The 14,395-nt window shown below is 40.5% G+C and carries 9 protein-coding genes; 5 read left to right on the top strand and 4 right to left on the bottom strand.

Annotation, left to right across the window (positions count from 1 at the left end; genetic code table 11):
• Positions 1–2: 2 nt before the first annotated feature.
• Complete coding sequence (locus PN470_RS07275; RefSeq protein ID WP_130758187.1) at positions 3–2,255, bottom strand: ribonuclease R family protein; 2,253 nt, start codon at positions 2,253–2,255, stop codon at positions 3–5.
• Between the two features lie 422 nt (positions 2,256–2,677).
• Here PN470_RS07275 and PN470_RS07270 point away from each other — a divergent pair, with 422 nt between their 5' ends.
• On the top strand, positions 2,678–3,409 hold the full coding sequence (locus PN470_RS07270; RefSeq protein WP_271937088.1) for a hypothetical protein: 732 nt from the start codon (positions 2,678–2,680) through the stop codon (positions 3,407–3,409).
• A gap of 239 nt (positions 3,410–3,648) precedes the next feature.
• On the opposite strand, the gene PN470_RS07265 is transcribed toward PN470_RS07270, so the two are convergent.
• Positions 3,649–4,845 (bottom strand): DUF4377 domain-containing protein, encoded by a 1,197-nt coding sequence (locus tag PN470_RS07265; protein WP_238142291.1) that lies wholly within the window; start codon positions 4,843–4,845, stop codon positions 3,649–3,651.
• 263 nt (positions 4,846–5,108) lie between these two features.
• On the opposite strand from PN470_RS07265, the gene PN470_RS07260 reads away from it, so the two are divergent.
• From PN470_RS07260 to PN470_RS07250, 3 genes are all read left to right on the top strand, one after another.
• On the top strand, positions 5,109–5,453 hold the full coding sequence (locus PN470_RS07260) for a YbaB/EbfC family nucleoid-associated protein (RefSeq protein ID WP_002733791.1): 345 nt from the start codon (positions 5,109–5,111) through the stop codon (positions 5,451–5,453).
• Between the two features lie 59 nt (positions 5,454–5,512).
• Positions 5,513–6,235, top strand: a complete 723-nt coding sequence (locus PN470_RS07255; RefSeq protein WP_272104190.1) for a pyridoxine 5'-phosphate synthase — start codon at positions 5,513–5,515, stop codon at positions 6,233–6,235.
• Between the two features lie 67 nt (positions 6,236–6,302).
• Positions 6,303–6,614: an MgPME-cyclase complex family protein gene (locus PN470_RS07250; protein WP_002783106.1), complete on the top strand. Its 312-nt coding sequence runs from the start codon at positions 6,303–6,305 to the stop codon at positions 6,612–6,614.
• Between the two features lie 40 nt (positions 6,615–6,654).
• Here PN470_RS07250 and PN470_RS07245 read toward each other — a convergent pair whose 3' ends face one another.
• Entirely contained in the window at positions 6,655–8,283 is a 1,629-nt protein-coding gene (locus PN470_RS07245) for a DUF655 domain-containing protein (RefSeq protein ID WP_272104176.1), read from the bottom strand.
• A gap of 355 nt (positions 8,284–8,638) precedes the next feature.
• Between PN470_RS07245 and PN470_RS07240 the strand changes: the two genes are divergently transcribed.
• Positions 8,639–11,065 (top strand): dynamin-like GTPase family protein, encoded by a 2,427-nt coding sequence (locus tag PN470_RS07240; RefSeq protein ID WP_002740487.1) that lies wholly within the window; start codon positions 8,639–8,641, stop codon positions 11,063–11,065.
• A gap of 388 nt (positions 11,066–11,453) precedes the next feature.
• On the opposite strand, the gene PN470_RS07235 is transcribed toward PN470_RS07240, so the two are convergent.
• Positions 11,454–14,395: hypothetical protein (locus PN470_RS07235; RefSeq protein WP_272104174.1), on the bottom strand; the 2,942-nt coding region annotated here is incomplete at its 5' end.

Below are 14,395 nucleotides of genomic sequence, written 5' to 3'. Positions count from 1 at the left end.
AATTAATCTTCTTCTAAGTCGTCATAACTTGCTGAACTGCCACCGCTAACCGTAACTAGATCGATTTGCTGACGATAATAGTCTACATCTTTTACTTCCACTTCTACCTCATCACCGAGACGATAGGCAACGCGATTTTTCCGTCCTACCAAACAGCTATGACGGGCCCGATATTCGTACCAATCATCCTTGAGAGAAGAAACATGGACCAACCCTTCCACTAATAAATCGGAAATTTCCACGAAGAAACCATAGGATTGTACACCAGTAATTAAGCCGCGAAAAACTTGACCCATTCTTTCTTTCATTTTCTCGGCTTTTTTCAATCCTTCTAGGTCTTTTTCCGCATCTTCAGCAATTTTTGAGCGATCATTGAGATGGGAAACAATTAGGTGGCTTTCTTCTTCCAACTCCTCCTGAATTTGACTTGGGAGAATATTCCAATGAATCTGTCCATGACAGCTATTACTGCCCAAATTAACCCCGACTTTGACGATTTTGCTGCGGCGATCTTTCCCCTCGGTTAATAGGAGTTTTAACACCCGTTGTACCCAAAGATCGGCATATCTTTGTAGGGGTGAGAGACAGTGGGTATAATTGCTAGGATAGGCCAAACCAAAATGGGGCAGAGGATGACTACTATATCTAACTAATTTGAGAGTTTCTTGCAGGAGATAATTGAGGACTTTCACCGATGAGGAAGCGGAAAAAGTGCGGGTAAGATTTTGATAGTCATTGGGTTTAATCTCCTCCTCGGCAGTTAAATTTAATTCTGCCCCTAAATTATTGGCCAATTTGAGTAAATCCTCCAATTCATCCCAATCTGGTTCCGATTGTCCACAGTAGATACAGGGCAATTTTAAGGCCTGTAAATGTTCAGCGACGACTTTGCCGGCTAAAATTGCCACTTCTGTCAGTAAAGAACGGGCAGGTAAATTATTAGAAGCGAGAACAGTCCCCCCCCGTCCTTCGTCTTTGTAGGGAGAGATTTTGTCTAATTGAATATCAAAACTACCCCGCTGCAGACGTTGGGATTTTAGGGTGGGGCAAACGCTGAAAAATAAGTCTTTCAGGGTTTCAACGGTATCGGTGGGGGCAGCTGCGCTATCTTCTTCACTGAGCAGATCGCGCACCTGTTGATAGGTAAAATGTTGATCCACTTGGATGAGGCTGCGGGTGATTTCGTACTCCACTAGCTCCCCCTTGTCATCGAGGGTGACGAGGATAGAAATAGCGGGGCGCTGTTCTTGGGGTGACAGGGAACAACGACTGGCAAGGGCAGCCGGGACTAATGGCAGCACTTTTTCGCCTAAATAGACGGCTGTTCCCCGTTTTTTGGCAACTTTATCCAATAATCCGCCCCGTTCAATGTAACGGGTGACATCGCTGATATGAATGGCGACTTGCCAGCGATTTTGGTTGATTTTCTCTAAAGAAAAGGCATTTTCAATGATTGGGGGATAATCTAGAGGGGTGTCATCTTCGATGGTAAAGGTGAAGAGTTGGGTTAAATCTCGCAGTTGTTCTTTTTCGCCACTATCGAAGAAATCCGCTAAATTATCGGCAATTTCGAGGGCTTCTGGCGGAAAATTATGGGGTAGATCGTGTTTACAGGAGACGATATCCGTGTCGGCAGCGGCCTCGGCCGTGGAACCGAGAACGCGAGTAACTTTACCGATGGGAGGCATTTCCCCTAGGGGATAACGGAGGACGGAAACATGAACGAGGTGATCGATGTTTTCTAGGAGATTTTGACCATTTTCGAGGAGATTAAGGGTAAATTTCAGACGATCATCCAGGGGAACCGCCACAAACTGCTCATTTTCCTGTTTTACTTGCGCTAGAAGCGAAGGATTAGCTCGTTCGAGAATTAATCTCACCTCTCCTTCTGGGGAACGACGACGGGTTCCCTCGCGGATGATTTTGACTAAAACTCGATCGCCATTCCAAGCGTTACTGAGATGATTTTTCGAGACGTAGATGTCATCAGCATCTTCGATATCTTGGATAGCAAAGCAAAATTCTTTACTGGAACAGCGCAGCTTTGCTTCTACAATATTTTCCTCGATCACACGACGATAGCGCCCCCGTTCTTTGACAACCATTCCCAGACGTTCCAAAGCATCGAGAATCACTTGCAATTTTTCGCAGCTTTCGGGATCGTCTTCGCAGCCTAATTTTTTTTCGAGAAGTTTACCCGTAGCTAATTTATCATCACTAAGATGAGAGAGGAGTGTGGCGATCGAGAAGTCCATCTAACAATAATCCTTACTTACAAGACACTGACGGAATGGTGGACAATTAAGTTTAAATACTTATATAATGAGAGGATTGATTTAAACCATTGACTCGAGAGATTATCTCTATCGGGCTAATTGCGATCGCTGGTGGTGACAGTGAAGGTAAACTGACCAAGCATCGAACACCCGAACCTACCCTGAGAATTATCGAAGCCTTCGTTAGTATAAGCCAATAGCGAACACTGGCAAACCTTTTGGCGATCACTCATCTTGCTGGCAGAAGCTTCAGCCTAGTAGAATCTTGTTACTGTGGGCAAGGCTAATCCTAGGACTGAAAATTTTATCTAATCTTTAATCGTAGCAAGAACTTGCTACATTTTTCCATAATTACGATAGAGTATTTTAGTATAAGTACAAAAGAACTCGAAAAAGTCACCATGTTGCAAAAGTTACGCCAACGTTACCCCCAAGTTGCCCTGATTAGCGAGTTAGTTCAAATCGATCACGGCAAGTATATTGTGAGAGCGATCATCGAAATTGAGGGAAAAACGGTCGTTACAGGTTTAGCAGCGGCAGATACGGTGGAAATCGCCGAAGATAGAGCCAGAGAACGAGCTTTACTGCTTTTAGAGGCTGAAAACACCCCCGATCTCCAGCTTGTGGAAAAAGTCAGCCCCAATAATATTTCTCTACCGTCCGATTTACCTAAAACCGTCCCTAGTACCAAAAAATCGACTAAAACGGCTAAAGTCACTGAAATACCTCGTCCTGAAGCTAAAATTGAACCGGAATTACCCCAAGTTCAGGATATTCCCCCGGCTAAAATTGAACTGGAATTACCCCAAGTTAAGGATATTCCTTTACCGGAACCAGAGCCTTTATTATTAGAAATGGAAACCGATAATTACTCCTTATTATCAGAATTGCCAGAAGAAGCGAGTTTAACCGAAGAAGAACCCCCGGCACCGGAACCAGTTGTTGTTATTCCCGAAGAAATCGATTATTCAGTGCTTAAAACTAAAATTGATGTGGAGATGAAACGATTAGCTTGGACTACAGAAAAAGGTCGAGAATACCTGATTTCTACCTATGGCAAAAAGTCCCGTTTACTGCTAACTAACGAGGAGTTATTAGAATTCTATAACTACTTATCTAGTATCAGTGCCTAATCACTAAACCTGCTGCATAAATTAAAAATCTTCCGTTAAGTGAGGAGTCTCCAAGCCAGTATTCTCCGAGTCAGGAGAAGCGGAAAGAAATAGATTATTTTCTAGCAATAGAAAAGCGATCTTTTTCTGGAAAATGCGATTAAAAACTCACTTTTGCGGGAGATATAATAAAAAAGGAAGCTATTAGCTGCCAGTCTTTTTCTCCCTATCTCACTGATAACTGATAACTGATAACTGAATTAATTTCTTACTGCTTCTGTTTCCGCTTCTTTGGGAACAACCACTGGCACTCCGCTGACTGTTTCAATTTGATAAACAACGCGACTTAATTGGGAAGGACAACAGAGAGGATCAGTATCTTTATAGCGATTAAAAACCACAATAATTCGAGCGCTATTTTGTAAAACAATTCTCTGAGATGCACCATCAGTGCGGGAATCCATCGGTCGCGGGGAAAGAGTGCCAGCGAATTTACCATCGACAAAAACAAAGTCTTGATAACCCATTGGTCGGCACATTCCATCCACTCCACTCATAGCCGAAATAACGCTAGTTTTGCCATAGGTTTGCACGGCCCCGTAGAGTAACCATCCTGCTTTATTAAGTGCTTGATCATTGGCAGTAATTGCCGGACGAACCTGTTCACGACACTGGTTATCGATCACGGTTTTAACGGGAGATTTGGGGATAGGGGACTTGGCTTTATTCCAATTAGTTAACGGTCGATCAAACCAAGCTCGCGGAGTCTCTTTTTCTGGGGTTTGGCTAATAACTTCTAATAGCTTCCATGTTTCGGAATTTTGATTAGTAGCTGGATTGGAGACGGTTTCAACGCTAACTTTAATTTGATAGAAAAATCCTGGTTTATAATCAAATCCATCGATACTATTAGGGAACAATCTCCAGTTTTCCTCGGGTTTTTCTCGCATCTGTAAACAGTCTTTGGTTGGGCCTTGGCTACAGGGTTGTTTCCGAGAATGGATATAAATGGTCTTTTCCGTGCGCGTAGTGGTTGGTGCGGGGGTAAAAGTGAGTATTCCTAAACCTTCGGGAGTACGATAAAATAATTGTAAATCGCCTTTAGCTGTCACTTGGAATTGTTCCACTCCTTGCAAGGCAGCAAGATATTGATTTTCTTGTTTCATCTGCGGTTCCGGACAGGCTTTTTTGGTAGTAGCGATCGCTTGATTGATCTGAAGCGTGTCATCATTGACTTGATAGCCAGTATTATACTGGTTGCATCCGGCCGAACCACTGAGGATATTTTTCTGGAAAGCGGCAGTAATTTCCGTTTCTTTCACCAAACTTCCGGCTGTCCACCCCCTTAGTTTCCATCGAGTCCCCTCCAAAGGGGAAGTATTAGCGATCGCCGCTTTCCCCGCTAAAGCACAACTTAGGGCAATTGTCAAGAAAATTCCCGTTTTTTTGGCGTTCAAAATTGCTATTCTCCTCGTCAAAGCAACAATTCTATTATGGCGTGGGGTAATCGACTCAGTGGTTAGGATAATTTTTCAGATTTCTCTTTCTGACCATCTCGTGACGGATTAAGAGAGAACAAGTTCCCGCAAACCTTAACCCAGTCAGAAAGTCAACGTTGTCATTAATCACTTTTTGCCTTCACAGGGCCAAAAGTTGACCCCAGTTCACCTTAAGCAGTACAATAAAAACCTTGAGTGACCCCTTAAACAAAAAAAACATCATGGCACAAGGACAAGGATTCGGATTCGGTCTCGGTAAGATTAAAGAACTACAAGACGCTTTCCAAAAAGCGCAACAGGTGCAACAAGGGGCCAAAGTTCTGCAAGAAGAACTGGAAACTATGGAAATTCCTGGCCAGAGTGAAAATGGCTTGGTGACAGTCTATCTCAGTGGCAACCAAGAACCCCGGGGTATTGAAATCGACCCTTCTCTCCTCTCCCAAGATCTGGAGATTGTGGCTGGGTCTATTCTAGAAGCCATGAAAGCCGCCTATGATGCCTCCACGGAAACCATGCGCAGCAAAATGGAAGAACTGACCATGGGTTTAAATATCTCCAGTATGTAATCGCTTTTGACCGCAATGGTAAGATGGAAAGTTGGACTAACAAACAAGGAGGTTCAACTTTGCTGACTTTGGGTGTCAATATCGACCATGTGGCCACAATTCGCCAAGCGCGTCGTACCGTGGAACCGGATCCCGTGGCGGCGGCAGTTTTGGCTGAAATCGGCGGTGCTGATGGCATTACCGTTCACTTGCGCGAGGATCGTCGTCATATCCAGGATCGCGATGTGCGGCTCCTCCGGCAAACGGTGCGGACTCATCTGAATCTGGAAATGGCCCCGACGGAGGAAATGATCGCCATTGCTCTCGATATTAAACCCGATTATGTCACCCTTGTCCCCGAAAAGCGCGAGGAAGTGACCACGGAAGGGGGGATCGATATGCTGGGCAATTTTGACCGTTTTTGTCGGGTTGTCGAGCGCCTACAATCGGCTAATATCCCCGTTAGTTGGTTTATTGATGCCGATTTTGCCCAAATTCAAGCGGCCGCTAATACGGGGGCGAAATTTATCGAACTCCATACCGGTCAATACGCCGAAGCACAACAGGAGAGCGATCGTCAAGCAGCATTAACAATTCTTAAAGAAGGTTGTGAATACGCTTCCTCTCTGGGTTTGCGGGTGAATGCTGGTCACGGTTTGACCTATTGGAATGTTTATGCCGTCGCCTGTTTGCCCAATATGGAAGAATTGAACATTGGTCACACAATTATCAGTCGTGCGGTTTTGGTCGGGTTGGAACGGGCTGTTAGGGAAATGAAATTGGCTATGCGTGGGCAATTGTAAAGGCTATCAGCTATCAGCTAATCTCCCGACTAGGGAACAATTACACTGAAAAATTAAAGGAAAAATGATGACAACTTATTATTATTTGGTAGCCAGTCAAAAGTTTTTAGAAGAAGAAGCGATCGAAAAGGAAGTTTTGAAGGAAAGAATCAGGAATTATCAAGAAAAAGGTCAAGAAATTGATTTTTGGTTAATTGCCAATCCAGCTTTTTTAGATACCCCCGCTTTTGCCGATATCAAAAAGAAAACTCCCCAACCAGCAGCGGCAATTGTTTCTCTCAACCAACAGTTTATTACCTGGCTAAAATTGCGTCTAGAATACGTGATCACTGGACAGTTTGAGGCTCCTTCTGATACTATTCCCGAACCGTTAAAATAACCCTTTTGGACTGGGGCTAAAAATACAGACGAGACAATCATCACCAGCTAACTTTGCCTTGCAGCTTGTTAATTTTTCCCTTACCGATTCCCGATACTCGATCCAAATCTTCTAGGGAAGTAAAGGGTTTTTCTTGCCGGGCTGCGATAATTTTTTCGGCTAATTTGCCACTGATACCGGGTAAAGTATCTAGTTCCTCTTTTGTGGCGGTGTTTAAATTAATTAAGCGATCGCTTTTAACTGTTACGGATTGGGGGCAGTTTTTTCTATCCCGTTCGATCCGATTTTTAATAGTTTCCGGCAGTCCTAATTTAGCGGTACGGTAAAGATATTGAAATTCTCGATCGAAATGAGCGGCAACGGTGGGATTATTGATAATAACTAAAGCTTCATCGTTTTGGTGGTTAGCAGCTGCTGACCAATTATGAGAACCAGTGATCACAATTTTATCATCGATTAAACCGAATTTATGGTGTAACTTATCTCCCGCCGCTAGAGCGGGAACTCCTAGGGTATTAATTGGGTTTTGCCAAGGCTGATTATCTAGTTCATAACGACATTTATTACTGAGAGCAACTCCTAATAAATCTAATCCTTCGCTATAGTATCGGAAGGCAAAACTAGGATCAATTAAAGCTTTAATTTCTATCCCTTTTTGATGTCGTTGATCGAGAATATTAGCTAAAGGCTGTTCTGTAAAGACAAACAGGGCTAAATTCACGGATTTTTTAGCTTTATTTAAAGTTTCACCGATCAGACCATTGCTAGTAATTGCCCAAGGATAAGCGGTAGAATCGGGGGAAAATTTTACCGTCAGACTACTATTACCGATAGTAATTGTTTGCGGGTTTCTCTGGGGTTTATCTAACCCAAATTTAGGCCGATCTTCCCTTCCCCACATCAGATTAAATTCTTGTTGAAAAACTCTAGCTAGTGGGGGATTAGTAATTACTAATAAGTGATTGGCATTCCCGACAGTTTTGGGATTAGAAAAGTCTCCATGAATATCACTTAAGGTATAGTTAGCTGAACTGATTAAAGTAGTGTGATGATCAATAACCATGAATTTATGGTGCATTAAACCACTACCTTTTGAGCGATCTGCACTATCATCAATTAGGGGAATACCAGCTTTTTTGAGGATAGTAATTGCATCTCTTTGGGCGATTTCCTCCGCACTTAATTTACCATCTCGATTTAGATCAACTAAATCAAAAAGGTTTTGATAACGTTCCTGTTCTCGATCGCTTAATTGTTCTTGGTTTTTGGCTAAACTATGAATAGGTTGATTGTAAATATTTTCGAGGATAACCCTAACTTTGATTCCCTGCTGCTGACGAGCAACTAAAGCTTGAGCGATGGCGGGTAAACGTAACTCTTGCACCGCTAGATCGATCGAACTTTTTGCCGAGTTAATATTATCAATAATAATCTGTTCTAAATTATCCCCTGGACGATTAATTTGGCGATAGGGATCGGTATAATTTGAACCCTGGGCCTGATTATAATTAAAATAGACTTGAATATATTGATCTTGGGGCAAGGGTTGGGGACGATTTTGGATAGCATTGAGAGAATGACAGCCACCCAAAAGAAAAACTGTTCCTAACAAAAATCCTAACTGTCTCATCGGCTGAATTTTTTTTAATCTCAATTTATCTATTGCCATTTTTGCCCATATAATTATCATTGTACTAGGATTGAGGAGGAGTCAGGAGAGAATTTTTACCTAAGGAGGTTCTCGGCAATCAGTATGTACTAAATTGATTATAAGTAGTCGGACATAAATTCTGTTGTCTATCTTAAGAAATGTAAATTGCCGCAATTCTTACTGACTACTGACTCCTTACCCCACAGTTAACTTTACTTTTGTCCAACTACTTAATCAATCCTGATTCTAGATTGAAGACGATGACTTTGTCCTTGATTGCTTAAATCGCCGACCAAAGATCTGACATCTAGTTAGTGAATTTTGTTATAATCTGGGAAACAATAGCACTGTTCTTCTAGATCTGGGTTTTACCATGACTGAACTTTTACCCCAATGCAGTAATCTGGCTGGTAATGTTAACAGTATAATTGAACTATTAAAAGGCGAATCCTCTCTCCGCAATCAACAGGATACCAGCAAGATAGAAATCGCCCTACAAAAAGCCATTTCTCCCAAATTTGAAATCGTTTTCGCTGGTGCTTTTAGTGCGGGGAAATCAATGTTAATCAATGCACTTTTAGAGCGAGAATTGCTGTATAGTGCCGAAGGACACGCAACGGGTACAGAATGTTATATTGAGTACGCAGAAGCTGATGAGGAAAGAGTGGTTTTAACCTTTCTCAGCGAAGTAGAAATTCGTACTTTAGTCGATACCGTCTGTCAAAATCTGCAATTAACCAATCCCAGTAACATTAATTCCCCGGAATACTGTAGTCAGTTAAACCAATACTGTCAAAAAATTATCGAACAGGAAGGGGGAGAAGGCAAATCCGAGCGAGCTAAACAAGCTCAGGGTTTAAAATTATTAATTGAAGGATTTACTCAAAATCGTGAGCGAATCCATACGCTGCATAATGCCACCTATTCCATGGAACAATTTCACTTTTCTAATTTAGCAGAAGCGGCCAGTTTTGCCCGTCGTGGTAGTAATAGTGCCGTCTTAAAACGTCTAGAATATTACTGTCATCATCCTCTCCTTAAAGATGGTAACGTTTTGGTAGATTTGCCCGGTATTGATGCCCCAGTCAAAAAAGATGCCGCCTTAGCCTATCGTAAAATAGAGCATCCTGATACTTCGGCAGTGGTTTGTGTTTTAAAGGCTGCTTCTGCGGGAGAATTAGCCACAGAAGAAACGGAATTACTCGAAAAAATTCGCTCTAATGCTGGTATTCGTGATCGAGTTTTTTATGTTTTTAACCGCATTGATGAAACCTGGTACGCAGCCCAACTAAAACAACGTTTAGAAAACCTGATTCAAACGCAATTTCGTGATACTTCCCGCCTCTACAAAACCAGCGGACTTTTAGGATTTTATGGGTATCAGGTGAAAAATCAAACCAATATTAATCAGCGTTATGGTTTAGATTCTATCTTTGCCGAAAGTGTCAAAAATTTAGGAGGACAAGAAGAAACACCGCAATTTGTCAGCGAGTTTAATAACTATTGTGCCAACTCCGGTAAATTACTGGCAACTCCCTTTAAAGTTTCCATCCACGGTTATGAAACTCCCAATAAAAATTATTTCCGAGTTTTAAGTGAGTGGGGAACTCCTTTACTAGAGCAGTTAATTGCTGATAGCGGTATCGCAGAATTTCGCACGGCAATTACTCGTTATCTCACCGAAGAAAAACGTCCGCAATTGTTTGCTAATTTAGCCGATGATTTACAATCTCTCTGCATTACTCTGAAAAATCATTATCAAGGGATTTATCGTGATTTAGAAAGTCAACCACGAGAAATTGAGGCGATGAAAGCTCTGGAGTTAAATCACCTCAATCAAGAGTTAAAAGAAGTGGGAGAGAAATTAACTAAACATATCGATGGTTATGTCAATGCTATCGTGGTTAATAGCGATGAAAACTTTGAGGAAGACTTTAAGAAACTGAAAGCGAGAATGGTATCAAGATTGGATGAGTTATTAAATACTTTTTCTGTCAAAAATGCTTACTCACAAGCGACTTTAACCCATCCCCGCAATGCTACAGCACCTTTATTAGCAGTATTGGTAGAAGCTTTTTATTATCTGTCTAACCAGCTAGAAGATGTGTTGATTGAGGAGTCAACAAGTTTAATTAGTCGCTTTTGTCAGCGTCTTTTAGATGCGGTAAGGCAAGGTGATTATTATCGGCAAATTTATCGTTTATTGGGTAACGATAGTGGCATAGAAAATCAGCTAAAACAGCTAGAAGATCAGTTAATTCATGCCTTAGTTTCCGAAGCGAGAACAGAGTGCGATCGCTATGTAAGAGAAAATCACAATTTTTACAACGAAGGCACTTTTTCTATCTTTCAATTTCGGCAAACTGTCCAACAAACTGCCCAAGGTTATGACTGTGAAAGTATTCTTGATGCTGAACCTGCTATTCGTCAATTACTTAAGTTAGATTTTGAGCCAAAAGTATCAGCGACAATTCAGAAAAACTTCCGTCAAACTATTAATAATACTCTGAAAAATCAATTGATACCAATGGCAAAAAAACAAGCCGATACTATTCTACAACAGTTCAATCAAGCTCGTTCTTATCTAGAACAAACCTTAGAACAGGAAGCGGCAGAAAAAATTGCGAATAATGCCCACAAACAGGAAGAAATTAACCAAAAAATTGAGAATTATAACCAAGCGATAAATTCTCTCAATACTTGTTTAACTGCTATGGGTTTACAGAAAAATCATTTACCTGTCATTGGTGAACAAGAATTAGAGATTGCCCCTGAAGTTGTTAATCACTCCAGCAATTAATATGGGGAAATTATCGGCATGAAGCACCAATTCCAGTGTGAATTGGCGTTGTCTTTGAGTAAAAAATGTAAGTTATACTGGCTCTTCGTTACTTGTTATGGTTCGATAGGGGGGCATAGATCGACTAAATCCTTATCTGGCAAGAGACTTAATTGATTAGTTCGCTCTAGATAAAAAACAATTGACAAAAATCGCTAAATGACTTTCTATATAAGGGTTCCATCCCTTATAACCCCCGTCCATTGCATAACACAAACCGAAGAGCCATAATCAATCCCGATTCTAGGCAGTAATCTGGCTGGTCATGTTAACAGTATAACTGAATTATGTCGTCCTTTGTATCCGGTAGAAGAATGTGCGGTTAGGCAGTTTTGATCATTACCATTAATTAGAACTTAAAGTTTATGCTAGATTGAATTCGACCCCTAAAACCAGAATCACTATGACCCAGATAAGCTTCTATGGAGAGCAAAGATGAAGGATTATTGTATTTGATTACCAAGCCATAGTTAGGATCTTCAAATTGGTTATCAAAACCCCGAGTAGCGACGGAATAGTTACTATAATAAAATCCTAGTCTCGTACTACCAAGTTTTTGATCTTTAATAATGGGATAAGTTGCCTCAACAGAATAAAAAACTTTATCGCCAAACGAAATAGGAAAAATGATATTTAATCCTGAAGACTCGGAAAAATTAAGAGAACTAAAATAGGAAATATTCCCAAGACTAGACTTGGGAGCTGCCGCATTTAATTCTTGAGGGCTGAAGCTAAAGTTACTAAACCAAGTCAGATTCCAATTTTGTCTCACGAACTGAAAAACATTACCAAAATTGGCACTGGAAATATTCAAACGATTAGGACTACTATTCCAACTAAAATTGACAAATGGCGAATTACTAATAATTGTCTCCCATTGTTTGTTCTTATTATACCAAATGTTATTAAAATTCCACCTTAAGTTAATACTGGAAAATATTCCAACTGTTTTTTCCTGGAGATCGGAAATATTTTCATCAATTTGAGGAGAAGATTGAGGATATAAATTTGTCCAAGCTCCCAGGGATAAACTATAGCTGAAACCCTTGCTTGTACCGGAGAGTATAAACTCCAAAGCGGGTAAATACAAATAACCGATGTAGGACGTATCTTCAAATTCTCTTTGACGAAATCGACTAATTTCTATTCTGCCAAATTCTATGTCGGCGGCTTTCCCAGGACCGACAATCGGAAGAGCAGTAAAAGCCTCGGATTTTACTGCCAATTGTTGCTTGAGCAATACATCTCCCTCGCCATTTTGAATTTTTATAAAAGCAAAACTTGTACGATTCAAAGGTTCTATATTCGTAAATTCAATGGGGACATTAACACCAGTATAGGCTAAGGGTCCAAAATCATTGGGAGATATTACAGAAAAGAATAGAGGACTTTCCGGAGTCCATTCACCAATTTCTCGACTAAAAAATTGAACCGCCCTTTGATAAGTACCAGTACGCAATTGAAAAAGCAGAGAACTATTGGGAGTAACATGATCTGTGATTGTATAACTACCAGATACTTGATTTAATTGACTAACAAGGTTTGCATTCTGAAGACTATTATTTAATCTTAGGTTCATTGCTCTTCTATCAGCCGAGGTGGATTGAGTAGAAAAAGACTCGGGAGCTTGATTCTCTTCATACTTTTGTCTGGCTGTGGTTAGAGCGCCATTAATATCATTCGGGTTGAGTAAGTAAAATAGCCCCCCCAAAGCTAAACCCAAAGTAGCATTCACCATTTGTCTCTCATCTACATCACTCAAAAAGGGAGATACGGTTAGGGAAACGCCAGGATTAGCAAAGACATTTGTATAACTTAATTCAACTTTTTCAGGGTGATATTTTAGAAGAGTTCGATTCTGGGAATAATTGAAAATATAACGATACCAATTATGAGTTTCTGGCTCAAAAGAACGAGTCGTAATTTCGGGCGCTCGTTGACCGCTACTATACCAGATAAGAGAATTCAGGTAATGAAAATCTCGCTGCTCTTGAGTTAAAAAAGGATTGCTCATCAAAGCGACAATATCATTATTCTGCAATTGTGAACTATCAAGATTTAACGCACTAGCATAAATTCGAGACAATTGATCCTCAAATCCTTTGTCAAATTGTAAGGTTTTTACCCCGGGTAAGGAACTGAAAGACTGATTGAAGTTAAACCCCGCCGTTGTGAAAAAATCTCCTACTGTAACCCCGATTTTGGCTAAATTTTCCAGGGGAATTCTTTGCCCAATTTGCAATCTGACTTTATTGTCTAATAAACCTTGAAAGTTAATAGTAGGAAACCCTTGTAAAAATTTGGGAGCATTTTCTGCATCTAAGTTACCGAAATAAGAACCTCCCCCCTGTTCGGTAAAAGTTGAAGCTTTACGAGTGTCATCCAAACTAACAACCTCAATCTCTCCGTTAATATTAAAAACTACTTGAGGAACACCTGGCACACCTTGAGGAGAAACAACCTCAACAGCACCGCTAGTAATATTTAAGTTGTTATTATCTTTTTCAAAACCCCTAGCACTTTCAAATGCTTGAGGTAGGGCAAAGACTGTCTGAACTCCGAAAAATGGGATCGTGGAAATTGCCGTCTGTCGAGATTTTTGAGTAATAACGTTTCCCTGATAATTGATGTTGCCATGAAAGCCATTTGTTTCAATCACGACATTGTTATCATAAAGCCAATAAAATTGCTGATTATTTGGATAGTAAGAAAAATTAAAGTTTTTAAGTACAGGATCATTAAAATCTTTAAAATTTAATTGATTACCCAGGGAATATTGATCTAAATCAAAAGTAAGATTAACATAAAAATTAAGAATAGTTGGTCTATATTCGTAGGGTTTTATTGTAAGTAAGTCATTGGTGTTAACAATAAAAGGATAGCGTACCGCAACACTTTCCAGAAAACTCTTGACGGCAATATCTTTAATTTTCAATTGTTCCTCAGTTAACGGCGATTGACTGGGAACTTCTTCCTCTGGTTTAATAATTTCTGGAACTGGAGGAACTGGAACAGTGGGTACATCTTTGGGAGTAAAAAAATCTGAGGTTCCAGTTTGCGCTAAATTTAGTTGGCTAATTTCTTTGTATGTAACTACACCAAAAACAGGTGCGTTAATGATATTTTGATTTAATTCTAAGTCATTCAATATATCAATTATTGCCGGCGTAGCAGGAATAGTAAAGGGAGCTAACTGAGTATCTGCCGATAAAAATTCTTGAGCGGGAATCTGAGCTATCGACCTATCGCCGGAAGAATCAATCTCCAGTTTGATGGTGGTGGTGGGAATTT

The sequence above is a fragment of the Microcystis sp. CS-574 genome, assembly GCF_028329095.1.
Classification (GTDB): domain Bacteria; phylum Cyanobacteriota; class Cyanobacteriia; order Cyanobacteriales; family Microcystaceae; genus Microcystis; species Microcystis ichthyoblabe_A.
Note: the sequence above shows the minus strand (reverse complement) of the source record. Positions and strands in the feature narration are given on the sequence as shown.

What these genes read in the sequence shown, in the direction of transcription:
- PN470_RS07260 (WP_002733791.1), top strand. Translation starts at nt 5,109, where the DNA reads ATGGCACAAGGACAAGGATTCGGATTCGGTCTCGGTAAGATTAAAGAA.
- PN470_RS07240 (WP_002740487.1), top strand. Translation starts at nt 8,639, where the DNA reads ATGACTGAACTTTTACCCCAATGCAGTAATCTGGCTGGTAATGTTAAC.
- PN470_RS07275 (WP_130758187.1), bottom strand. Translation starts at nt 2,255, where the DNA reads ATGGACTTCTCGATCGCCACACTCCTCTCTCATCTTAGTGATGATAAA.
- PN470_RS07245 (WP_272104176.1), bottom strand. Translation starts at nt 8,283, where the DNA reads ATGGCAATAGATAAATTGAGATTAAAAAAAATTCAGCCGATGAGACAG.
- PN470_RS07270 (WP_271937088.1), top strand. Translation starts at nt 2,678, where the DNA reads ATGTTGCAAAAGTTACGCCAACGTTACCCCCAAGTTGCCCTGATTAGC.
- PN470_RS07250 (WP_002783106.1), top strand. Translation starts at nt 6,303, where the DNA reads ATGACAACTTATTATTATTTGGTAGCCAGTCAAAAGTTTTTAGAAGAA.